The following is a 21918-nucleotide window of genomic DNA, read 5'->3' as shown; positions in this document are numbered from 1 at the left end:
GGGCGGTTCGTAGCCTCTTGCGTGAGGAAGTGAACCGCCCGTTAGAACGGGTTATATAAATAGAAGGAGGCGTTATAATGGAAGCGAATATTAATACGCAAGATGTAGTTTCAAAAAAGCCATCATTATTTGGAATGATTACTTCTCCAGGTGAGCAGTTTGAGAGAATGAAGACGAGTAATGCAGTTTGGGGTGCATTTTGGCTACTTGTTTTAATAGCTGGGCTTGTTGGGGGATTTGCTGCTTATGTATATTCTCTAACACCTGAGGCAATTAAACTTAATAAGGAATTAGGTGTTACTGTTTCAGCTGCAATGACATACGGTATGGGATTTGGGGTAATTGCTATTAGTATGGCATTTGTCTTTCTACTTAGTGCTGTGGTGTATAAAGTGTTAATGGTGTTTATAAGCAATGATACTTCTTTTAAAAAGTTATTAGCGATTACTGTATATTCAAGTGTTATTTCATTACTAGGTTTATTAATAAATACGATTTTAGCATATATTTTAGGTGGATCAGGTCAAGAAATGTACACTGGCCTAGAGCCAATCTTTGCTTCAAGTAGTGGTGTTGTAAAAGGCATTGTAAGTAAATTTGAAGTGTTTACAATCTGGGGATATGCAGTTACATGGCTAGGTCTTCAAATTACAGCAGGTTTAACTAAAAAGCAGGCAACAATTATTACTATTGTTTTCTTTGTTTTAACTCTTGGAATGGGAGCTTTACAAGGTATGTTCCAATAAGGAAATAAAATAAAAAAGGTGACTCTTCAAGAGAGTCACCTTTTTTATTTTTACCCTTACTTCAAATACCGCCAACAAAATTTCAAATACTACATAGTGTAATTTCAAATTCCGTCGGTAGTATTTGAAATTACTCACAGTGAAATCTTTTCTTTATTTTTATATTGTGAAGGTACCGCGGAATACTAGAAAGGTATACCTTTTAGAAACGGGTACTGTGTGAAGCCAGCGACTTTTACAGAGGCAGTTGTTTTGTATGAAGGAATGATTGTAAATCAAATAAAGAAATTAGGTATTCGCCAAGATTATGAAGAGTATTATCAATGTGGTTTAATTGGTCTTTGGCATGCGTATGAAAGATTTGATGCAAAGAAGGGGTATTTCCCTGCATATGCACTTGTAACGGTGCGTGGTTATATATTAGAAAGATTGAAGAAAGAATCTACTGTACAAGAAAGATGTGTATGTGTAGGAGAGTATGAGGACATCTTTCATTTTGAAGATGTTGAAATGAGAGTGAAGGATTTTATGAGTGTGTTAGACGAGAAGGAGAAGTATATTATTTTTGAACGTTTTTTTGTAGGGAAGACGATGGGAGAAATCGCTTTAGAGACGGAAATGACATATTATCAAGTAAGATGGATGTATCGGCAAGCACTCGAGAAAATGCGAGATAGTGTAAGAGGATAAAAATAACAAATAGAATGGAAGGTAAGGAAATACTACCTTCCATTCTATTTGTTATTAAGGTGATGAATCTTGCATGTTCATTTGGGATAATACATATCCAGCTTTCCATAATTGCTGACTTAGCTTATGGGAACTAATTTGTATCGTTACGGTAGCTCCGTTTGAAAAATGAATTTTAGCTCGTTTAGCTTTTTGGAAAAACTCTATTGTATGAACATGTTTAAAGAAAAGCCAAATACAATTTGGAGAAGCAGGAGATTCTGTTGGGAAAGCACAAATATATTCTCTATGATTGATCGGAATTGGAACGTTTTGTTTAAATTTAAATTTTGTTTTTACAGCATTACGTCTCCCTTGATAAGTAGAATGAATATTTGTTAGACAAGATTTCTGTATAAGTTGGAGAGCAGTTTGACAAGAGTAAAGATGGTTCCCGCTACTGTCGATAATTTTTGTACGGTAATAAGGGTGTTTACATGGTTCAAGCATCATTGTAGAACTAGAAATAAAAATGTTGTTTTCATTATCCATAATTCTATATCCTCCCTTATAATTTTCATTCTGAATATAATTATATATAAATTAAGTAAATTAATTGTTAATATTCTATTTCATATTGTAAATTTTGGCTATTCGTTTACAATCAATAGGTGATAGTCTTTCTAATTTGCATCGCTTGTACATATATATGAAAATAGAAAAGAGTAGGCGGTGATATAGTATGAAGAAAAAGTATATTATTATGGCTTTAGTTGTCGTTCTCCTAGTATATTTAGCAAACAGCAATCCGAGTAAAGGAGAATATACAGAATGGGCAGCGAAGCAGTTTATGAAGCGTAATGATGTGAGTAAGAAGCTAGATGAAGTTCAAAAAGAGAATGAAGAGGGTCTCCTTGGCGACTTGGCATCGGCCGGTAAAAAGTTAGCGAAAAAGTATGTTGAGCCACAAGTTGGGTTATTAATTGATCATTATACGAAGCGAAATGATTATATATTCTTCTCAACATATACGACTGAGTTTGATATAGGTGAAGAACATTATAAGTACGTATGCGTCGGTTTTTCAAAGATTTTTATTCCGATTGAAATGCCGAAGAAAAAAGACGAATCTGCAAAATGATGCAGATTCGTCTTTTTCATTTTATAGAGTAATTGGAACTTCAGATACATTTTTTTCTACAAGGCGAGCTCCCTTTTTTCTTGTATTTTCATCAATGGATGAAAATACAGATGAGGCAAGGATTGTATCCATTACTTGATTTACGACTTGTGCATCGATTGGTGTGATGGGCGTATCGATAGAAAAAACGACTGTTTTTCCATCTTCTTTCGCGAAAATTAACTCTAGTACTTGCATGTGTTATTCCCTCCTTTGTATTTATCCCGCTATTTACGGGACTCGGGTCTGCTGGTTAAATTGCGGCTAATAATCAGCGGGGATGAATAAAATCCCCACTGATCCGAGTTTTACTTTATAGTTTAGAAAGATCTGATGTGCTAACAAGTTGTACAGCGTGAAGTGGTGATGCTTGTAAGGAAGCGAGAGCATGAGCTACGTTGTGTACTTGATCTAAGCTCGCATTTGTTTTAACACGTTTAAATTGTTTGCTCTTGAAAACTGTTTTGCCGTTCTTATCTAATCCGTTGTTTAAGACAAGACGTAAAGTTAAATCCATTACGATTGTTTCAATTGCCATGTGTATCACCTCCTTTCACTTTATAAATAGGGTACAAATGTCATGTTTTGGCGTGAAATTTTTTCTTTTTTTTGGTACCCTTAAAAGATTAAGAGAGGAGAATTCTGGATAATGAATCGTAAATGGTTATTTTGGATTCCTGTATTACTATGGATGGGGCTGATTTTCTATTCTTCGGCACAACCATATAAAAAGCAGGATATGCGTTCAGATATTGAACAATATGTGAATGTTGAATTTGTGAAAGAGCATTTTTCATGGGTATCTATCGATTATGGTGGAGGAACCCCTGTTAGTATTGCCAATAAAGGTGTAGGCGGATTTATTGAGTTTTTCCTTCGTAAAGGTGCTCATTTTATGGTGTTCTTTATGCTAGGTTCATTGATTTATTACGCTTTTCATCGATCAGGTCATTCGAGGAAAAGATGTTTTATATATGCCCTTCTTTTCGTGGCAGGTTATGCAACATTTGATGAAATCCATCAATGGTATACGGGGGACCGTACACCAATGTGGCAAGATTCATTGCTTGATACGTGCGGCGGATTAACCGGGATTATAATAAGTAATTGGTTTTGGAATAGAAAAAAGAGCTAATCTCATTTCGAGATTAGCTCTTTTTTGCGGGTAGTAAAATTTCCCGTAACTGGCCTGATTAAAGTTTCACTTTATCCCGCATTAACGGGCAGTAAGACCCCCACCTCAAAATTCAGCGAAAGCAAAGAAGTTAGGGAGGTGATCAACTGCCCGTAAAAGCCCGATTGGTTCAACTAATAATCAGTGGGGATGAACAAAACCTCCACTGATTAAAGTTTCACTTTATACACCAAGTAATTCTTTTAGTTCGTCTGTTGATAGTTCAGTCATCCAACTATCGCTTGTGATGACCGCATTGTTTAGAGATTGTTTTCTTTCTAGCATTTCATCAATTTTTTCTTCTAATGTTCCTGTTGTAATGAGTTTGTGAACATGAACAAATCGTTTTTGACCGATACGATATGCGCGGTCTGTTGCTTGATTTTCCACAGCTGGATTCCACCAACGATCGTAGTGAATGACATGGTTGGCAGCGGTTAAGTTTAATCCTGTTCCGCCAGCTTTTAAGGATAAGATAAAAATGTCATACGTTCCATTTTGGAATTCCTCAATCATCTTGTCACGATCTTTTTTCGGTACACTACCGTTTAAGAAGAGGACACGCTGGCCGAATTTTTCTTCTAGCACACGTTTTAGCATGTTCCCCATGCCGATGTATTGAGTGAAGATGAGGCAACTTTCATTTTGATTTTTTATATTTTCGATGAGCTCCATTAATATTTTTGTTTTCATGGAGCGTTCAACGACATTTTGTGGCTCTTCTTCTTTTAAATAAAGAGCAGGATGATTACAAATTTGTTTTAGCTTGTTCAGCATAAGTAATATAAAGCCACGTCTTTCAATTCCGCTTAATCCTTCGACATTTTGCAGTGTATCTTGAACAAGTTGTTCATATAAGGAAGCTTGTTCACCAGTAAGAGGACAGTAAGCTTTTTGTTCTTGTTTATCTGGTAAATTTAATGCGACTGTTTGATCTTTCTTCGTTCGGCGCAGTAAAAATGGTGAGATAAACCGTTGAACTTGTTGGATTTTTCCTTCATCACGATCTTTTTCAATCGGTGTGACGAAGCGGCGCTGGAATTGCCCTAAGCTTCCGAGATATCCATGATTAATAAAGTCGAAAATGGACCAAAGTTCAGCGAGGCGATTTTCCATCGGCGTACCAGTTAAAGCGATTTTGTGATTTGCTTGCAAGTTTCGTACTGCTTTCGACTGTTTCGTATGTGGGTTCTTAATATTTTGTGCTTCATCCAAAATAACAGCATCCCAGCATAATGAAGTCAGTTCTTCCTCATCGAGCTGAGCCAATGCATAAGATGTTAATACAACATCTGCCGATTGAAGGAAATCTTCAAATAAATTGCCCTTATCTCTATTACTTCCGTAATGTAATTGAACACGTAAATTCGGTGCGAAACGCTCAAATTCTTTTTGCCAATTTCCAAGAACAGATGTCGGCGCTACGATTAATGCAGGGCCTGTTTTGAGATTGTTTTCTTTTATATATAGTAAGTAAGAGATTGTTTGAATACTTTTACCGAGTCCCATATCGTCAGCTAGCAATGCTCCAAATCCAAGCTTTCGTAAATATAATAACCATTCAATACCGTGTTGTTGATACGGACGAAGTGTTGCGTTTAGTGAAGTAGGGACATCTACTTTTGGAATATCTCCAATATGAAGCAGCTTCTGGAAGAGTTCTTCATAATATCCATCTAGTTCGATTTCAATATCAGTAAACGGGCTATTATCTTCTACAATTTCCGTTTCAGCCGTATTTGATAAATGTTGCTGCAGGACATCTTTCATCTCTAGTCCGTATTTATCGGCACGGTTCATGAGTTTCCTTACTTCTTCGATAAAGGCTGGATCTAGTCGCATCCATTGACCGTTTATATTAAATAGACGTTTGTTTTGTTCAACGAGTTCGAAAAATTCGCTTTCTGATAAATCAATGCCGTTTGTCGAAATGCGCCAGTCAAAATTAACGAGCGTATTCATACCGAAGAACGATTGTGTTTGTGCTGTATTTTGCTTCAACTGGACACGTAATTTCGGTTTTGTTGCTTTTAAATTTTGCCACCATGATGGTAGTAAAATTGTAATGCCAGCTGCAAGTAATTCATTGCTTGCTTCTGTTAAGAAGTTCCACGCTTCGGTTTCAAAGAGCTCATTTCGGAACGTATCTTCTTCTTTTAACCACGGTATGAGCTTACTAAAACCTTCTTGTGTTTCTGTAATCCGTTCTTCGTAATCGTGCCATCTTTTCGGTAAGGAATCGATGTTTTCATATACATATATGCGATGCGCCCCGCGCTTTGGTGTCACAATTGTTTCAAGCTTCCACATTTCAAATTCTTCTTGTGGTTCTTGCAGTCTTAGTCCGATTGTAAACGGAAGATCATCTTCAATATAACCAATTTTTCGAAGCCAATCTTCTTCATGTAGTGCTGTTTCCAATTGTCTTTTCGTAAAGTCGTAATGTTCATATAGTCTTTTGGCATCTTCCCAGCCGTCATTTGAGCGATTATCTTGTAATATGCTTTCATTAACTGCTGCTGAGAAAAGAGATGCTAATGTGTCATCTTCAATTGGTGTATTTTGAACTTTCCAAGATGGTTGTTTGGACCAATGATTCATATCTGGTACGAAGCTGCCACTCGTAAAGGCATCCCATAATTCATTTGCATCTTTCGTAAGGGCTGTAATAGGTCCGTTTATTTGCATATGTGCAAATGAATTCATCGGTTTGTTTGCAATGTATTCAAATGCTTGTGCGTTTGTTAGCATAACACCTTGTTTTCCTTCGAAGGTTGCTTCTTTTAGAAACGTACCGTAGAAAGAAGTGGAGTGCCATGTGAATGCATTTCGTTTCCAACTTGTTACGGATAATGGAGTACCGCTGTCATCTTCTCCCCAAAGGAACCAACCTTGACTAACATGCTGGAGCCTAATTGTTACTTCAGTTTGATTGATCATCGATTAATTTTCCTTTCCGTAATTCCTCTTGTAGTGCACGCAGACGTGAATGGAGATTGGCGATGTGAATAATGAAAGCATCCCATTCATCGGTGCGTTTTAATCGTTTATATAATGTACGTAATTTCTTTAAGTAACGAACTGCGCGTTTATATGATTTGCGATTTCGTTCTTCAATTGCCTCTACAGCAGCAAGATGGTAAAGAGGAAGTGCCGCTTCTGGCGCTTCTTTTTCAATATCTTTCAGTGGCTCTTTTAACAGTTCAATTGCTTCAAATCCATATAGGAGATGAAGCTCTGCCCATGTGCGATACTGTTTTTTCGCGAGTACGTACTGTTCATAGTTTGTGAAACTATACGGTAATAGTTCTTGTAAGATCATTTCGAAACCAGCTTGTTCATTTGTATGTGTTGCATATGTTTCATACATGATTACAAATAGGCGAACGACATCTTTTATAAAAATCGTATTTTCGTGATCTTGGATTGTTTTCTTTACTTGTTTATACGTAAAGGAAAGCCAATTTTTCGCACGATCCCACTGCATGGCACTTAATAGTTCTTCTAACCAATAGAAGTATAGACTCACAACAGAAGCAGGCTGTTTTTTTAGTAAGTCCATCGCTAGTAGATCTTCGTCATTCAAAAAGAGAAGATGGGAAGACGCTAACGCTTTGGATAGTGGATTGATTTTCGTATCGATTCGTTTTTCTTCTTCTTGTATTTTCTCTTTATTGTTTAAAAGTTCACTCCATATGTGACGATAAATGAAAAATCGCTCTTGCGTATAAGTGTCGGTAGAGAAGAATACTTCATGAACGAGACGAGCTGTTTCTTGTAAAATTATTTCAGACTCTGAAGGAATCGCTTCTGATTGTAAGTCCCGAACGATGGATTCCACTTTGTCTACAAATAGGCGAATGACATTAACAGGTTGGTGATAAGAATACGTTTTGTTTGCGTCGAATGCCTGAATTTCTTCTAATAACTTTTGAAAGCAGTAAAGTGCTGCGTGTAACCTGAATAATTCATGTATCGCAATGACACGCGGAGCTTTCCGCTCAAGTTTCGTATAGAAATCTGTAAAGATACTCATAAGAAAATACATTTGTTTATAAGTAAGCCGAGCTTGTTCTTTTTTAAATGATTCATATTCTTTTTCAAAATACGATTGCCAACTTTTATAATCGGTTTCTTCAAAAGCTGATGATTGCAATACTTGTCTTGCAGTTCGAATAGGAGGAAGGGAAGGTTTCGTATTATTTTTAAATAAAGTTAATACATCTCCTACTTGCCCGAAACTAGACGCTGCAGATAGTAATACAGCAAGCATATGCTCACATTGTGTTGGTGCGAAGCAATCACAATAACTTTCAGCGACGTTACGAATCGGAATATGAACGCTATATACGTTGCCGTCCGCATCTACAGTTCCTGATAGTGTATAACCATCAAAGTCAACGTTGTAGACAACACCACTACGATATAGGTGCCGAGCTGTAGCGACATGTTCCTGATCAGCTGTTTGCTGTGGATCTAGTCCTTGAACGAACTCATTCGCAATCATCATAATTTCATCTTTCGTAATTGAGTGTTGCAGCATAATATTCCTCCGTACACATATTTCTTTCCTTTACCATTATAAACAAAAAATGCTCAAAACAGAAAAAATGAAATTTGGATTACATAACTTGAAAATCATGGTAATATATAAAATGTTAATTTCATATATGAATATATACGTATAGGAGGAGAAATGATTTGTCAGATTTACAGACGAAGTTAGGTAGTGGAATGAATAAGTTACAAGAAGGAATAGAACAAGGGAAAATGAAGTTGCAAGTTGCACAAGAAATTGCTCAATTGAAAAAGGGAATGCAAGTGCAAATGCAGAAAAAAGCAGAGGTTCTATTAGAGGTTGGACAGCAAGTGTACGTTCAATTAAGAGGAAATGGAGTAAATGAAGCGAGCTTAAAAGAAATGATTGCTCCAGTTCAAGAATTTGATGTAGCTATTTATCAAGCAAGAAAACGCATTGTTGAATTGCAAAAACAACAAGGTGAAAAAGCTACATGTGAATGTGGTGGACCCTTATCAATAAATGATAAGTTTTGTGGTTCGTGTGGAAAGCCTAACCCAATGTTAGCAGTAGAAAATGAAGGTGAAACGGTAAATTGTATTTCATGTAATGAGCATATCGATAAAAACTCTACTTACTGTCCAGTTTGTGGAATTAAGCAAAGTGGGGAGTGAATTAAATGTATTGTCGCACATGTGGAAAACAACATGGTGAAGAAGTAAATTATTGTCCAAATGAAGGTAGTATGGAGATTGCAGGAGCTATAGATGCAATAACATTAGAAAAAGATACTGCAAAATACTGCAAAGGTTGTGGCAATGAAAATGCTCAAAAAAATTTATATTGTCAAAGGTGTGGGTATTCTTTATTTGTTGCGAAGAAAAAAGAACAATCTGTAAAATTGCCTACAATGGATGGTGCTTCTAAAGTTGAATTTAAAGCAGATAAAGCCGTTTTACAAAAAGGTTTTATTGGTGGGGCTGTTGCAAGTATTCTCATGTTAATTGCTGGTTGGATTGGTAGTTTATTATTTGCTTCTATAATAAGTGAGATGTTTAGCAAATTTGCGAAAGAATTAGATATGTTGCCGAATTTTTATTCGAGTGCAACTTCTACGATGTTAAGTTATCATTTACTTGGTTTTACAGCTAACGACGATAGTGGATTGATATTTTCTTTATCTTGGCATACTCCATTTACATTACTACTAATCATTCCATTTATTATTTTCGTTGGTACAGGAATTTGGTTAGGGAAACAGCATGTTGCGAAAACGATTAAAGATCAAATTTTTATGGCATCAACAGTTGGTATTATTTATGGCGTCTTTTTATTCATTATAAGTTTTATAGCATCACAATCTTTTGCAATTCCATTCTCAGATGCAGGTAAGATTACGGTTGGCTATTCAGCGATTAAGAGTTTATTGAGTGGTTTTGTATGTGGGACATTATTTACCTTATTAGGATTTATTGCTCATACAAGCAAAAACAATATGGCAGCAGCATTTCAAGAGTTAATGCCATATGGAGCGTCTGTTTATTACGGTGTTTCAGCTATGATAAAAGGACTTTTAGTAACAGCGGTAGCGGTTTGTATTATGGCGTTAGTAAGTAAGGAAGATGGTATTGAACCATTAAAAGAAATAACAACTTTAAAATCAGAAAGTACATTATTAGCATTAGAGTTAACACCTCAATTATGGAGTATGGCTCATTTTGCGCCGTTAGAAGTATCAAGTCCAGCACTTAGTAAGGAATTTACTGGAATTGGTAAGAAATCAAAAGCATATGAGAGCACACTATCGTTTTCATTTATATCAGGCGTCTCTGTAAATGGCGTAGAGCTCAGAGAGATATTGATTTCAAAAGGAGCAAATGAGGAAAGCCTTGCAGAATTTGATAAAGTGAATAACGTATTCCATTATGGTTTATTACTGCTTATTATTCCATTGTTCTTTATGTTTAGAGCGGGAAGAAAGTTAGCTAAATTACCGACTGCCAATATATATATTACATTAGCGGTATGTAGTGGTTCTTACACAATTATGATGATTGTAATGAATATGATTTCTAAGTTCCAAATTAATGTTTCAGGAACTGTAACAGGTTTATTTGGAACAAGTGGAACGGTATTATCTATGCAAAATTCATTTATATATTTAACTTTGTTTAGCTTGATTGTGACATATGTAGCAGCATTTGCTGGAATGAAATTAGCTAAAAAATAGGAGGAGAGCACGTTGAAGTTTTGTGGAACATGTAAAAAGAACGTTGCAGACCATTTGAACTTTTGTCCTGAGTGTGGGAGTAAAGTAGAAGTAATCGTTGATAACACTGCTGCTTCATATACAGAATTACAAAGCGAGACAAAACCAGTGAAAAGTAAGAAAAATTTATTTTTAATCATTGGTTTAGCTATTATTGTTATTTTATTATTTGGGGCATATAAATTTGGAGCATATAAGTTTTCAAAAGAAAAGCAAGTAAATGTAATGATTGAAGCATTCCAAAAGAAAGATATTAACGCAATTGATGAGTTTGTGAAAGCAAATGATTCAAGCTTAAAGATTAAGACAGAGGATATTAAAGCGTACATGCATTATTTAAAAGAGAATCCTTCTTACAACAAACAATTGTTGTCTTATTTACAGAAAGAGACAGTAGATCAAAAGTTAACAAAAGATAAAGCTGCATTTAAAGACGGGGAAATAGTAGAAGAGGGAAAAGAGTGGTTCTTATATCCAAAGTATAAGTTCAGCATGAAATCTTATTATATGAATGTAAGTACAACTGCAAAGAATGCAGAAATATATGTGAATGACAAAAAAGAAACAGAGCTTTCTAGTGATAAAAATTCGAAAGAGTTGGGGCCATACTTCCCAGGTACATATGTTGTAAAGGCAACGGCGAAGACAGAACTTACTGAATTAGAAACAGAGAAAGAAGTAGATTTAGCGGATGAACAGAGCGAGAAAGTGAAAATTGATTTATCGCTTGAAGGCAAGTATGTAAGCATTTCTTCTGATGAAAGTGATGCAACTGTATTTGTGAACGGGAAAAAACGTGGAAAATTAAGTTATGGAAGTTATAAGCTTGGTCCTGTATCCACAGATGAAACAGTAGAAGTACATTTAGAGAAAACTACTGATTTTGGTGTGATGAAATCTGAAAGTATTAAAATTGGAGACCAAAGCACGTATTACTTAAAATTCCCGAAAGAAACATCAAATTCAGCAGTGGGCGAATTTGTAAAAAATCATATTTATGATAACGTACGTGCAATTTCATTAAATGATTTTAGTTTAATTGAAAATAATTATGATAAGAGCGGGAAATCGTATAAGGAAGACCGTGATTATATACAGTATTTACACAAAAAAGGAATTACAGAAGACTTATTAACGATGGAAGTTCGTAATGTAGAGCGTCAAAGTGATACGAAATATAAAGTAACGACATATGAAGAGTATCATATTCGTTACGGTGATGGATCTGTGAAGTTCAAAAGTTTTAATAACGAACATATTGTAACTGTGAATGGAAATGGAAAGATGCTGTATCATTCTCTTGGTGCAAATAATACGTTGAAATCAGAAGATGTATCTGGTCCAACTCGTTAATATGAGAGAAGCTGTTCAATATTTGAACAGCTTCTTTTTTGTAGCTAAATCGATATTTCGTGTCAAACCGTTGATATATCGTAAGTTATGATAGATATAATTGAAAAATCGTTGATATATTGCGATTTATGATAGATATATTCGGAAAATCGTTGATATATTTTTTTAAAATTATGAGTGCGTTTCCTTTAATATCGCTTGTACATACGGATCATGTAATATTTGCTCTATAATTGGCAACATATTTTGTTCAAATGGAATGTCGATAGGAAATGGTTTTTGAGAGCCTGGTTTTATTCCATATTGCACAATTTTGTAATGTGTATTGTTTTCAGACTTGAGCACAATTAACTTATAGCGATTATCATCGCCAGCGAGTGAGAAATCAATAGAAGTAGCGTTATATGTTACGTCATCTTTATATATGTACGGCTTTGGCGTACCAATCCAGTCTACTTTTGCTTGTACATTCATGGGCATAGCCTCCTTATATGTATTATAAATAAATAAAAGCCAGCTCTCAATAAAGAGAACCGGCTTGTAATTTAGCAGTCATTGGTTATTTTAAAATTTTCACTTTAACAGTTTTGCGTCCCCATTTTTGAGCAGCGCTATCTGATCCAAGTAAGATGTCGATACGGTTACCTTTAATTGCACCACCAGTATCTCCAGCGATAGCTTCTCCGTAACCTTCTACCCATACTTTAGATCCTAATGGGATTACTTTCGGGTCAACAGCGATCATTTTCATGTTTGGATTCGCAGTTAAATCATGACCCATTGCAGTTAATACACGGCCGCCATATGTGCCACCGTTTTCGCTCGGGTGAGCTGTATATGCTGTAGCTACAACTGTTAACTCACGACCACCAGATGGTGTGTTAGTTTCAGCAGCTTTCACAGCAGGCTTAGCAGCTGGTTTTGCTTGTGCTGCAGGTGCTTGAGCCTTAGCTGGTGCTTCAGCTTTAGCAGGAACAGTCGTTTCTTGTTTCTCAATTACAGGTGCTGTACCTGTTAAGAAAGGAACATGAACATAAGCTGTTTTCCCGTTATATTCAAATTGTAACCACTCATTTTGTACTTGGTTCGTTGTTTCGATTACATCGTCTTTCTTCAACTTTCCAAGAATTTCTGAGTTTGTGTTCGCTTCAGCACGTACGTTTAATACGTTAGCTGTTACGTAGTAGATGCTTTTTGTGAACTCTGCACTTACGAATGCGTCTTTACCGTCTAAAGTAACTTTTGACCATCCGTTCTCTGTATTTTGAACATCTATCTTATTACCGTTTAGTAATTTACCGACAACTTTTGATTCCGTAGTAGGGTTTTCGCGTACGTTTAGTACGTCTGTTGTTACAACAGTTTCTGCATTAGCAGATGATGTGAAAATCCCAAGACCAAAAACTGCTGCTGTTGCTATACCAATTAATTTTTTCATGATAGCCTCCATTGCGTTTGTTTTCGTGTCCTCATTATAGCAACAGATTTTTTCGGATTTGGGGAAAACACACAATTACAAACCATTCGTAATAAGTCGTTAACATCCTGTAATATAACAAAAAATATAGGAAAGCGTTTTTCATTCTATATGACTCATAGGTTTCTAGTTATATTCAAAATATTTAATACAACATGTTTTTTTCGACGTAAATAAGAATATTACAGGAATGTTACATGATGTTTACTAAACGATTACATTCCTTGAGTATTTTACCGTTTTATGGGTAATATAGTTATATAAACATAAACATTTTGTTTGTGAAGCTATAAACACGTGCTATATACTAGCAAAAAAACCGCATAATTGTTACAAAACGAAAGGGTTGCAAGGAAGAACTTTGCCCTTTTTTACATATGTAACACATCCTTTTTTAGGAAAATACATTCCTATCCGCGTTTTTCTCACACAATTTGACAGCAGTATTTCTAACTTGTAGCTCTTGCAGAGTGAAAAGGTTATACGAAAGGTAAGGCTGTCCATAAGAATTCGAATTGGTGAAGGTGAAAGTAAGAAAATCACCACAAAATTATAGTTTTCTATCCGATTTTACATATCGGAATTTATGTTATTTACAAAAACGAAACCTACGAAGGGGGATTTGATGAGGAAACTGACAAAAACATTCATCGTTTCATTAACATTATGTATTGCATTTACAATTTGGGGGATTATTCCCGAATCTATTATTGGAAAAGGTAGCTTAGGAAGTGTAACAACCGCAATTCAAACTGCATTAGTTAGTAAGTTTGGCTGGTTTTATATTATTTCCGTTTCTATTATTTTAGGTGTATCTATCTTTTTAATTGTTTCGAAATACGGTTCTATTCGTTTAGGTAAAGATGATGACGAACCTGATTATAGTTATATGACATGGTTTGCTATGTTATTTAGTGCTGGTATGGGTATTGGCTTAGTTTTCTGGGGCGTTGCCGAACCATTAAACCATTTATACGCACCTCCGTTTGGAGATAGTGCAACTGAGGAAAGTGCGCGCCTTGCACTGCGTTTTTCATTTTTCCATTGGGGATTACATCCTTGGGGACTATATGCGTTTGTAGCGTTATGTATTGCTTACTTTACCTTTAGAAAAGGAAAAGCAAGTACGATTAGTGCAACAGTAGGTCCGTTATTTAAGGGCGGGGAACACGGACGTATTGCTCATTCGTTTGATGTGTTAGCTGTTTTCGCAACTGTGTTTGGTGTTGCAACGTCGTTAGGTCTCGGTGCAAAACAAATTGCAGGTGGTGTTAGTTATTTAACATCTATCCCGAACTCATTAACGACACAGTTAGTTATTATTGCAATCGTAACAGTATTATTTATGTTATCTGCGCAAACAGGTCTTGATAAAGGAATTAAATATTTAAGTAATACGAATATTATTTTTGCCTTTGCACTTATGATCATTGTATTATTTGCAGGTCCAACAAACTTTATTATGAATTACTTCACTTCAACAATCGGTTCTTATATTCAGGAATTACCAAGCATGAGCTTCCGTTTAAGTCCATTGGATGAAGGTGGAAATCAATGGATTCAGTCATGGACAATTTTCTATTGGGCATGGTGGATTGCGTGGTCACCGTTCGTAGGTACGTTTATTGCTCGTGTTTCACGAGGTCGTACGATTCGTGAGTTTGTTATCGGTGTGTTACTTGTGCCGACCGTAATTGGTGCACTTTGGTTCTCTGTGTTCGGCGGTACTGGTATTCATATGGAGCTGTTTGGTGATGCACATATCTTCGACAAAGTGAAAGAAATGGGAACAGAAGTAGGATTATTCGCTATGTTTGATCAGATGGGCAGCTTTGGATCAGCTTTATCGGTTTTAGGTATTTTACTTATTGCAACATTCTTTATTACATCTGCAGACTCTGCAACATTCGTTTTAGGGATGTTAACGACACATGGTAGTTTAAACCCACCAAATCGTATTAAAATGATTTGGGGTATCGTTCTAGCCGCGATAGCTTCTACGCTATTATATATTGGCGGATTAGAAGCATTACAAACAGCAGCTATCATTGCAGCATTCCCGTTCGTCTTTGTTATTTTCTTTATGATGGCAGCCTTATTTAAAGAGTTACAAAAAGAAGGACGTATGAAGCGTCATTAATAATAGAAGGAAAAGAGCTGATTTCATATCAGCTCTTTTTTTATCCCTCTATTTGCTGAGCAGTAAGAACCCCACCTCAAAATTCAGCAAAAGCAAATAAATCGAGCTGCTTGTAAAAGCCCGATTGGTGATGGCTAATGAAAGTTTCACTTTATATAGAAGGAATTTGAGATGCGGGTAGGGGAAATAAAATACTTTACCATATAAGTAGTATGCCTTTTATACGAAGAAAAAACGATAGGTTTCGACAATATTCGATACCTTACGAATTCTATTCGTATTTTTGTCAAAAATATGTCGGAAATGTGTTGTCACGTTTATATATATGTGCTATATTATTTCCTGTAAGCGATTTCAAATAGTTTTAAAGCGCATTCAAGGGGGACATCTAGAATAATGAAACGTTACGAAAGAAAGTGGAAGCATATTTGTTTGAAACGTGTGGCACATCGTAGTGTCCAAGAAAGCACGGAACCTAAGACTGAAACGCGCAAAGAACAGCAAGAGAAGCAATTGGTTCTACAAAAATAGCAATCACTTTTTCGTATATAAATGAAGGTCGATCGTTCGTTGGGGGATGGACGTGAAATTACTTTCAGCTAAGGGGTATTGTCTGATATATAATTTATACGGCAATAAATAAGCACAGAGCATACGGCGCTCTGTGCTTATTTTTATTATTTATCTTTTTTGAATCGAACTGTCTTATCCCAGCCGATGACTTGTTTCTTACTCTTTGCACGTAAGTATAAGATTAAGCTACGAATAAATAAGTACGTAAAGAGCTGTGCGTACGTAAAGTACATAATAACGCTAATAAAAATATTAGTCGGTGTAAAGGTTCGTTCGACACTCTGGGCACTAAATAATTGAGAAACATATGTAATATATGCGACATACCACATAAATAGTAGCGGAATGCTATATTGAATTTGGAATATCCCGAGTAGCCCAATTACAAACCAAACGTTCGAAATGATTAGGAATAGCCAAAATACAACATACACTAGAACTTGTTGTAAGGAATGAACGAGCAGTTTTCCTTTAAAGAAGCTTAATGACGAGAACATTTTTTCTAAAATGTATAAATTCCCTTGGAGCCAACGTGTACGTTGTTTAATAAGAATTTTTAAATGCTCTGGTTCTTGTTCCCAAGTAACTGATTCTGGGACGATTGGTAAGAGATAACCTTTTTGTGTAATTCGTAATGTTAATTCGGCATCTTCTGCAATTGCATAAGGGTCATAGCCACCAAGCTCTTCTAGTGCAGAGCGACGAAGAAGCATGTTTGTTCCTGTCAGTGAGCCTGTTTGGAATAGTAACCAGCGTCCAGATTGCATAAGGAGCTGGAAGATTTGAAATTCTAGCGAAATCATTCGCGTCAGCCAGTTTCTTTTTTCATTTACTGTACGAACATGTCCAACAGCCCCAACAGCATCTTCAGTTGTTTCAGCGTGCTCTACAAGCATTCGCAGTGCGTGTGGTTCAGGCTGGTTATCTGCATCGTAAACACAGAAGTATTCACCATCTGAAATACTAAGGCCATAGTTTAGTACACGTGATTTACCCTTCGGTTCACCGGGTGGAACACGAATGTGACGAATGTGGGCATAAGCTTTGTCGAAATCATCGCCGATTTCAGGTGTTTCATCTTGAGAGTTATCATTTAATAAATAAATGGTTAGCTTTCCTGGATATTCAATCTTCGCCATTGCCTCTAAAGTATCTTTAATAACGACCCCTTCATTATGAGCAGGGATGAAAATATCGACGCTCGGATAATGTTCTAATGTACGATCTTTTCGTTTACTATTTCGGTGAATTAAGCCCGCAATTGTTAAGAAAGAGTAGTAAACGAGTAAGCCAGAGAATAGAAAGGCCGTAAAAATAAGAACATATTTAATTGAAAATGTGATACTGATCCAAAAAACGAGTACGCAAAACAGAAGAAATAAAAGAAGTATAACGAGAGTCATCATAACAATGTCTGTCCTTTGTTTCCAATTTGCTCACGTGAAATTTTTATATCTCGGATTGCTTCAGCTGCAAGCCATTGCTCCATTTTTGGCTTTAGGCGGTTCATTACAATATCAGCACCAGCTTCATTTGTGTTTTGTAATAAAATAACTAGCGTATTATTATCATATTCAGCAGCAAGGTCAAAATCATTCCTTACGGTTTCAACTAATAAGGAAGCTACACGGTCCATAACACTTTCCTTCGTATATTTACTAAAGGAAGTGAAATCAAAGTAAACAATAAAGCCTGTTTCATTACGACGATTCATTGCAGTCGTTAATAACGCTTGGCGTCTCTCGAATTCTTGTCTTGTTAGTAATTTTGATTCTCCAATATATTGTTCCAACGTTCTCACACGCTCAGTCAAAGTTTTATTTTCATGAATAACTTTTTTCAATAGGTGAGTTGTTATGTATACAATGAAGAAGTTAGCTGCCATCAGGAAGTGGGTAATCATATATTGCCATTGAACTGATGTACTCCATAAATGAAGCCATGCTTCATAAAATAAATAAAATACGGAAATGATGGTTCCTAGTATGAAGAAAATAAATGCTGTTTTGTCAGCTAAAAATAAGAATAGTACATTTACGATTACGTATATTATTGTAAAAATGAGCGCATGCTCATAATTCGTCACATGTACAGTAGTAAAATAAAATACAATTTGTAGAATCCACATAGAGAGGATTTTATAGAACTTATCTTTCACAAAACTTTCCTCCTTAAAGCTATTTCATCCATAGATACTTGTAGTATGCGCAATTATTAAGAAATTGACTATGTCGTTAAATTCTTTTGAAGGGCAACAACAAGTAGTATTTCTATTTTCATCAGAAAAATAAAAAGATCTAAACATTATTGTATCATAATGTTCTTATATTTGGGATAAGGTGGTTGATAGATATATATAATACGTTTGGATTGCATGAAAAAAGTCTTCTCTTGGAGAAAGAGAAGACTCTATATAAGTTTATAGGAACATCATACCTGCAACTGCTGCGTTTAAGAAGTTCGCTAATGTACCAGCGATAACTGCTTTAATCCCTAATTGTGCAATTTGTTTACGGCGAGTAGGAGCTAAAGTTCCTGTTACACCTAACTGAATTGCGATAGAAGAGAAGTTTGCGAATCCACAGATTGCGAATGTTAAAATTAGATTTGTTTTGTCAGAGAACTCTGCCATGTGTGGTCCTAAGTTTGCGTATGCAACGAATTCGTTGATTGCAAGTTTTTGACCGATAAAGCTTGCTGCTTGTACAGCTTCACCTGGAGAAACACCGATTAAGATTGCAAATGGTGATAATAAGTAACCGAAGATTAAATCAAGGCTAAGTTTAATATCGAACCAAGAACCAACCCATCCTAATAATCCATTTAATAAAGCGATTAATGCGATGAAAGCCATTAACATTGCTGCTACGTTAATAACAAGTTGCATACCTTCAGATGCACCGCGTGCAGCTGCATCGATAACGTTTGCATCTTCACGTTCTGTAGAAAGTTCAACGTTATTATCTACTTTTTCTGTCTCTGGCATGATTAGTTTTGCAATTAATAAGCTTGATGGAGCTGCCATAATTGCAGCTGCTAATAAGTGCTCTAACGGAATACCCATTGCTGCATAGCCGACAAGAACGGATCCAGCAACAGCTGTCATACCGCTTACCATAATAGTGAAGAATTCACTATTTGTTAAGCGTGCTAAGTAAGGTTTAATTAAAATTGGAGCTTCAGTTTGTCCTAAAAATACAGTCGTTACTGAGTTTAAGCTTTCTGCTTTAGAAGTGCCAAGAAGTTTACTTAATGCACCACCAACGACACTAACAAATTTCTGCATAATACCGAAATGATATAAGATTGCTACTAATGAACTAATAAATACGATTGGAAGTAGTGCTTGAATAAAGAATACAAATCCCCAAGGTCCTTTTGCGTTGACTAAATCCCCAGCAACGAACTTAATTCCCTCGTAAGAAAAATTAATTAATCCTTGAACACCGTCAGCAGCGTGTTTTAAACCTGCTTTACCAGCATCCCATCGTAATACGATAAATGAAAATGACATTTGTAATGCTAGCGCAATTAAAATTGTGCGCCAATTAATAGCTTTGCGGTTGGAAGATAGTAAGAAAGCAATTGCTAATACTCCAATCACGCCGCCAATTCCCCATAAAAGATTCATGCAGTGTATGCTCCTTCCTCATAGTAAAAAAAGTGTATAAACCAGTTGTCTATACTTTTGCGAATATACATCTTAAGTAACTTATCATAATGGACATCGGAGGTCAAACGTCTAACGAAAAGTTTAAATAAAAAGAAAATTCTTCAAAAAAACACATATGAAATGAATGGACATGAAATAGGTTATGTTTTTTATGAGAATATATACATTATGATAACGTTATGGATTATTTTTGCAGAATAAAGTGTATGAAATGGAAGAATGGATACATTATTTTTATAGAGAGAAGGTAGGAGAAAGGGAGTAATATGTTGAACTCATAGCAAAAAGCCTTCTAGTAAACTAGAAGGCTTGGAAACTATTAATTAAGGTGCTTTCGTGTATCCTAAGAAGTGGCTCTTCCAATAAGAGTTACTTAATGAAGCGATTGCTACACCTTTATCTCCAGCTTGGATAAATGATCCGCCCCCAAGGTAAATACCCATGTGAGAAGGACCTGATTTATAAGTGTTTTGGAAATAAATTAAGTCACCTGGTTGTGGATTTGAAGTTTGTGGTAGGCTACTCCAATATCCCGCAACACTTTGACGGCTAATGTTATGACCAAATTTCTTAAATACGTGGTAGATGTAGCCACTGCAGTCTACGCCGTTAGCAGAAGTTCCGCCCCAAACGTATGGTACACCTTGCATTGATTTTGCATATGCAAGTACGGAAGAACTGTCGCCACTATTATTGCCTGTATTATTATTGTTGTTATTGTTTTGATTGTTATTTTGGTTATTGTTAGGCTTATTATCTACTGCGCCTCCAACTGGTGTTTTAGATAGGTAACGTGTTCCGATATAACCATTTTGACCGTTGTAGTTAATTTTGCTCCATCCAGAGTTTTCAGAGATTACTTGAACCTTCTGACCTTGTGGAAGTGCGCCTATGATTCTATAATTTGTACCTTCGCCGCTACGTACATTTAGTGCAGAAGCATTAATGTAATAGTCGCCAATTGCACCTTGGTTAGGGTTTTCAGGTTGTTTTGGTTGCTCAGGAGTAGTAGTGCCACCTTTAACGAATTTTACAAATTCGCTACTAACAAAGCCTGTTTTTCCTTGGTAATTTACTTTAAACCAACCGTTTTCAGATCCAACTACATTTAATGTTGTACCGTTTAAAACGCCACCAATTACACTATGGTAAGCGGCAGGGCCTGTACGAACACGTAAAGATGTAGCGTTAACTACGTAAGAACCACCAGTTTGAATAGTTCCATTATTATTGTTTTGCTCTTGTTTGTTGCCTTCTGTAACGTTTTCGTTAGAACCGCCTTTTGTTACGTAGTCTTTGCTTATATAAGCAGTTTGTCCTGCGTAATTGATTTTGAACCAATCTTGAACTTCGCCGACAACTTGTACTACTTGTCCTTTTTTGACAGAACCTACAGTTGTGTGAGAAGTGCTAGGACCTGTACGAACGCGAAGGGAAGATACATTTACTGTATAGTTTCCGCTTGCTGGTTTTACTTCTTGGTTGTTATTATTCGTATTGTTGTTTGAAGAACCCCCATTAGAAGAAACGCCAGATACGAATTCGCCACTTACATAACCTACTTGTCCATTATGGTTAATTTTCACCCAACCATTTTCTTGTCCAATTACGTTTAATGTTTGTCCTTCATATACACGTCCAGAAACAGAACTAGATGTGTTAGGAGCTGTACGTACACGTAATACATCAGCAGTAACTTTATTGTTTCCACCTGTGCTTACATTGTTGTTTGCTGCTCCACTTTTTGATACAAATTCGCCACTAACAAAGCCTGTTTTTCCGTTAATGTTAATTTTGAACCAACCATTTTCTTCGCCAATCACGTTTAATGATTGACCGTTATAAACGCGTGAGATGATGTCGTGAGAAGTGCTTGATCCCGCACGAACATGTAAGACGCTCGCGTTTACCGTATAAGATGAGTTGTTTGACGCAGAAGCTTGGACAGTTGTAGCAGCTTTTTGTGTATTTTGTTCAGGTGCAGCTTGAACACTATCAAGTGTAGGTGCTGCTCCTCCTGCTACAGACACTGCCGCAAGACCGGCAAGATACTTTTTCATAATTTGTCGATTCCTTTCTGTCTGTAATGTAGTGAAGAAATATTTACCAACTGTTAAAAATTCTAAAGAGCATGTCGATTACTGT

At 36.1% G+C, this 21918-nt stretch carries 19 protein-coding genes; 8 read left to right on the top strand and 11 right to left on the bottom strand.

Features of this window, described 5'->3' with window-relative positions:
• Window positions 1–77: 77 nt before the first annotated feature.
• Window positions 78–746, top strand: coding sequence for a Yip1 family protein (locus ACUXVC_RS26375; RefSeq protein ID WP_069356532.1), 669 nt, complete (start codon window positions 78–80; stop codon window positions 744–746).
• Window positions 747–965: 219 nt separating this feature from the next.
• Window positions 966–1436, top strand: coding sequence for a sigma-70 family RNA polymerase sigma factor (locus ACUXVC_RS26370; protein WP_000801297.1), 471 nt, complete (start codon window positions 966–968; stop codon window positions 1434–1436).
• Between the two features lie 54 nt (window positions 1437–1490).
• Here the strand turns inward: ACUXVC_RS26370 and ACUXVC_RS26365 are convergent, their stop codons facing one another.
• The gene (locus ACUXVC_RS26365; RefSeq protein WP_000368314.1) at window positions 1491–1967 is read right to left on the bottom strand and encodes a competence protein ComK; all 477 of its coding nucleotides are present in this window, start codon (window positions 1965–1967) and stop codon (window positions 1491–1493) included.
• A 190-nt stretch (window positions 1968–2157) separates the two neighbouring features.
• Between ACUXVC_RS26365 and ACUXVC_RS26360 the strand changes: the two genes are divergently transcribed.
• Window positions 2158–2556 (top strand): DUF4359 domain-containing protein, encoded by a 399-nt coding sequence (locus tag ACUXVC_RS26360; RefSeq protein WP_000731405.1) that lies wholly within the window; start codon window positions 2158–2160, stop codon window positions 2554–2556.
• Between the two features lie 21 nt (window positions 2557–2577).
• Here the strand turns inward: ACUXVC_RS26360 and ACUXVC_RS26355 are convergent, their stop codons facing one another.
• Together ACUXVC_RS26355 and ACUXVC_RS26350 are read right to left on the bottom strand one after the other, a co-directional pair.
• Complete coding sequence (locus ACUXVC_RS26355; protein WP_001197593.1) at window positions 2578–2793, bottom strand: DUF2922 domain-containing protein; 216 nt, start codon at window positions 2791–2793, stop codon at window positions 2578–2580.
• Window positions 2794–2908: 115 nt separating this feature from the next.
• Entirely contained in the window at window positions 2909–3133 is a 225-nt protein-coding gene (locus tag ACUXVC_RS26350) for a DUF1659 domain-containing protein (RefSeq protein ID WP_000963861.1), read from the bottom strand.
• A gap of 111 nt (window positions 3134–3244) precedes the next feature.
• Here ACUXVC_RS26350 and ACUXVC_RS26345 point away from each other — a divergent pair, with 111 nt between their 5' ends.
• On the top strand, window positions 3245–3730 hold the full coding sequence (locus ACUXVC_RS26345) for a VanZ family protein (protein WP_023523524.1): 486 nt from the start codon (window positions 3245–3247) through the stop codon (window positions 3728–3730).
• A 222-nt stretch (window positions 3731–3952) separates the two neighbouring features.
• Here the strand turns inward: ACUXVC_RS26345 and ACUXVC_RS26340 are convergent, their stop codons facing one another.
• Both ACUXVC_RS26340 and ACUXVC_RS26335 read right to left on the bottom strand, forming a co-directional pair.
• The gene (locus ACUXVC_RS26340) at window positions 3953–6709 is read right to left on the bottom strand and encodes a DEAD/DEAH box helicase (RefSeq protein ID WP_095689982.1); all 2757 of its coding nucleotides are present in this window, start codon (window positions 6707–6709) and stop codon (window positions 3953–3955) included.
• On the bottom strand, window positions 6693–8312 hold the full coding sequence (locus ACUXVC_RS26335) for an SWIM zinc finger family protein (protein WP_144465757.1): 1620 nt from the start codon (window positions 8310–8312) through the stop codon (window positions 6693–6695). Before ACUXVC_RS26335 ends, ACUXVC_RS26340 begins: the two co-directional genes overlap by 17 nt.
• 158 nt (window positions 8313–8470) lie before the next feature.
• Between ACUXVC_RS26335 and ACUXVC_RS26330 the strand changes: the two genes are divergently transcribed.
• The 3 genes from ACUXVC_RS26330 to ACUXVC_RS26320 are packed head-to-tail and all read left to right on the top strand — an operon-like array spanning window position 8471 to window position 11910.
• Window positions 8471–8962: a zinc ribbon domain-containing protein gene (locus ACUXVC_RS26330; RefSeq protein ID WP_001281749.1), complete on the top strand. Its 492-nt coding sequence runs from the start codon at window positions 8471–8473 to the stop codon at window positions 8960–8962.
• Window positions 8963–8967: 5 nt separating this feature from the next.
• Entirely contained in the window at window positions 8968–10518 is a 1551-nt protein-coding gene (locus ACUXVC_RS26325; protein ID WP_144465756.1) for a zinc ribbon domain-containing protein, read from the top strand.
• 12 nt (window positions 10519–10530) lie between these two features.
• The gene (locus ACUXVC_RS26320) at window positions 10531–11910 is read left to right on the top strand and encodes a zinc ribbon domain-containing protein (protein WP_095689985.1); all 1380 of its coding nucleotides are present in this window, start codon (window positions 10531–10533) and stop codon (window positions 11908–11910) included.
• A 171-nt stretch (window positions 11911–12081) separates the two neighbouring features.
• Here the strand turns inward: ACUXVC_RS26320 and ACUXVC_RS26315 are convergent, their stop codons facing one another.
• Window positions 12082–12384, bottom strand: a complete 303-nt coding sequence (locus ACUXVC_RS26315) for a DUF3910 family protein (protein ID WP_075717922.1) — start codon at window positions 12382–12384, stop codon at window positions 12082–12084.
• An 85-nt stretch (window positions 12385–12469) separates the two neighbouring features.
• Entirely contained in the window at window positions 12470–13348 is an 879-nt protein-coding gene (locus ACUXVC_RS26310) for a cell wall-binding protein EntA (protein WP_053563347.1), read from the bottom strand.
• A gap of 664 nt (window positions 13349–14012) precedes the next feature.
• Here ACUXVC_RS26310 and opuD point away from each other — a divergent pair.
• Window positions 14013–15527, top strand: a complete 1515-nt coding sequence (gene opuD, locus ACUXVC_RS26305; protein ID WP_144465754.1) for a glycine betaine transporter OpuD — start codon at window positions 14013–14015, stop codon at window positions 15525–15527.
• Window positions 15528–16204: 677 nt separating this feature from the next.
• Here opuD and ACUXVC_RS26300 read toward each other — a convergent pair.
• The 4 genes from ACUXVC_RS26300 to ACUXVC_RS26285 form a co-directional block, all read right to left on the bottom strand.
• Window positions 16205–17506 (bottom strand): glycosyltransferase family 2 protein, encoded by a 1302-nt coding sequence (locus ACUXVC_RS26300; RefSeq protein WP_000988751.1) that lies wholly within the window; start codon window positions 17504–17506, stop codon window positions 16205–16207.
• Window positions 17503–18258 carry a diguanylate cyclase gene (locus tag ACUXVC_RS26295; protein ID WP_000653228.1) on the bottom strand — a complete coding sequence of 252 codons (756 nt, stop codon included), beginning with the start codon at window positions 18256–18258 and terminating at the stop codon, window positions 17503–17505. Before ACUXVC_RS26295 ends, ACUXVC_RS26300 begins: the two co-directional genes overlap by 4 nt.
• Before the next feature lie 261 nt (window positions 18259–18519).
• Window positions 18520–19731, bottom strand: a complete 1212-nt coding sequence (locus ACUXVC_RS26290) for a NupC/NupG family nucleoside CNT transporter (protein WP_001051020.1) — start codon at window positions 19729–19731, stop codon at window positions 18520–18522.
• A gap of 365 nt (window positions 19732–20096) precedes the next feature.
• Window positions 20097–21833: a C40 family peptidase gene (locus ACUXVC_RS26285; protein ID WP_144465753.1), complete on the bottom strand. Its 1737-nt coding sequence runs from the start codon at window positions 21831–21833 to the stop codon at window positions 20097–20099.
• Window positions 21834–21918 lie beyond the last annotated feature (85 nt).

It is taken from the genome of Bacillus sp. N6, from assembly GCF_052805735.1.
The sequence above is the reverse complement of the archived record's forward strand: the minus strand, read 5'-3'. Positions and strand labels throughout refer to the sequence as shown.

Excerpts from the sequence above, each read along its gene's own strand:
- ACUXVC_RS26340 (WP_095689982.1), bottom strand. The coding sequence starts at position 6,709 with ATGATCAATCAAACTGAAGTAACAATTAGGCTCCAGCATGTTAGTCAA.
- ACUXVC_RS26325 (WP_144465756.1), top strand. The coding sequence starts at position 8,968 with ATGTATTGTCGCACATGTGGAAAACAACATGGTGAAGAAGTAAATTAT.
- ACUXVC_RS26300 (WP_000988751.1), bottom strand. The coding sequence starts at position 17,506 with ATGATGACTCTCGTTATACTTCTTTTATTTCTTCTGTTTTGCGTACTC.
- ACUXVC_RS26355 (WP_001197593.1), bottom strand. The coding sequence starts at position 2,793 with ATGCAAGTACTAGAGTTAATTTTCGCGAAAGAAGATGGAAAAACAGTC.
- ACUXVC_RS26335 (WP_144465757.1), bottom strand. The coding sequence starts at position 8,312 with ATGCTGCAACACTCAATTACGAAAGATGAAATTATGATGATTGCGAAT.
- ACUXVC_RS26360 (WP_000731405.1), top strand. The coding sequence starts at position 2,158 with ATGAAGAAAAAGTATATTATTATGGCTTTAGTTGTCGTTCTCCTAGTA.
- ACUXVC_RS26290 (WP_001051020.1), bottom strand. The coding sequence starts at position 19,731 with ATGAATCTTTTATGGGGAATTGGCGGCGTGATTGGAGTATTAGCAATT.
- opuD (WP_144465754.1), top strand. The coding sequence starts at position 14,013 with ATGAGGAAACTGACAAAAACATTCATCGTTTCATTAACATTATGTATT.
- ACUXVC_RS26350 (WP_000963861.1), bottom strand. The coding sequence starts at position 3,133 with ATGGCAATTGAAACAATCGTAATGGATTTAACTTTACGTCTTGTCTTA.
- ACUXVC_RS26375 (WP_069356532.1), top strand. The coding sequence starts at position 78 with ATGGAAGCGAATATTAATACGCAAGATGTAGTTTCAAAAAAGCCATCA.
- ACUXVC_RS26365 (WP_000368314.1), bottom strand. The coding sequence starts at position 1,967 with ATGGATAATGAAAACAACATTTTTATTTCTAGTTCTACAATGATGCTT.
- ACUXVC_RS26315 (WP_075717922.1), bottom strand. The coding sequence starts at position 12,384 with ATGAATGTACAAGCAAAAGTAGACTGGATTGGTACGCCAAAGCCGTAC.
- ACUXVC_RS26310 (WP_053563347.1), bottom strand. The coding sequence starts at position 13,348 with ATGAAAAAATTAATTGGTATAGCAACAGCAGCAGTTTTTGGTCTTGGG.
- ACUXVC_RS26345 (WP_023523524.1), top strand. The coding sequence starts at position 3,245 with ATGAATCGTAAATGGTTATTTTGGATTCCTGTATTACTATGGATGGGG.
- ACUXVC_RS26285 (WP_144465753.1), bottom strand. The coding sequence starts at position 21,833 with ATGAAAAAGTATCTTGCCGGTCTTGCGGCAGTGTCTGTAGCAGGAGGA.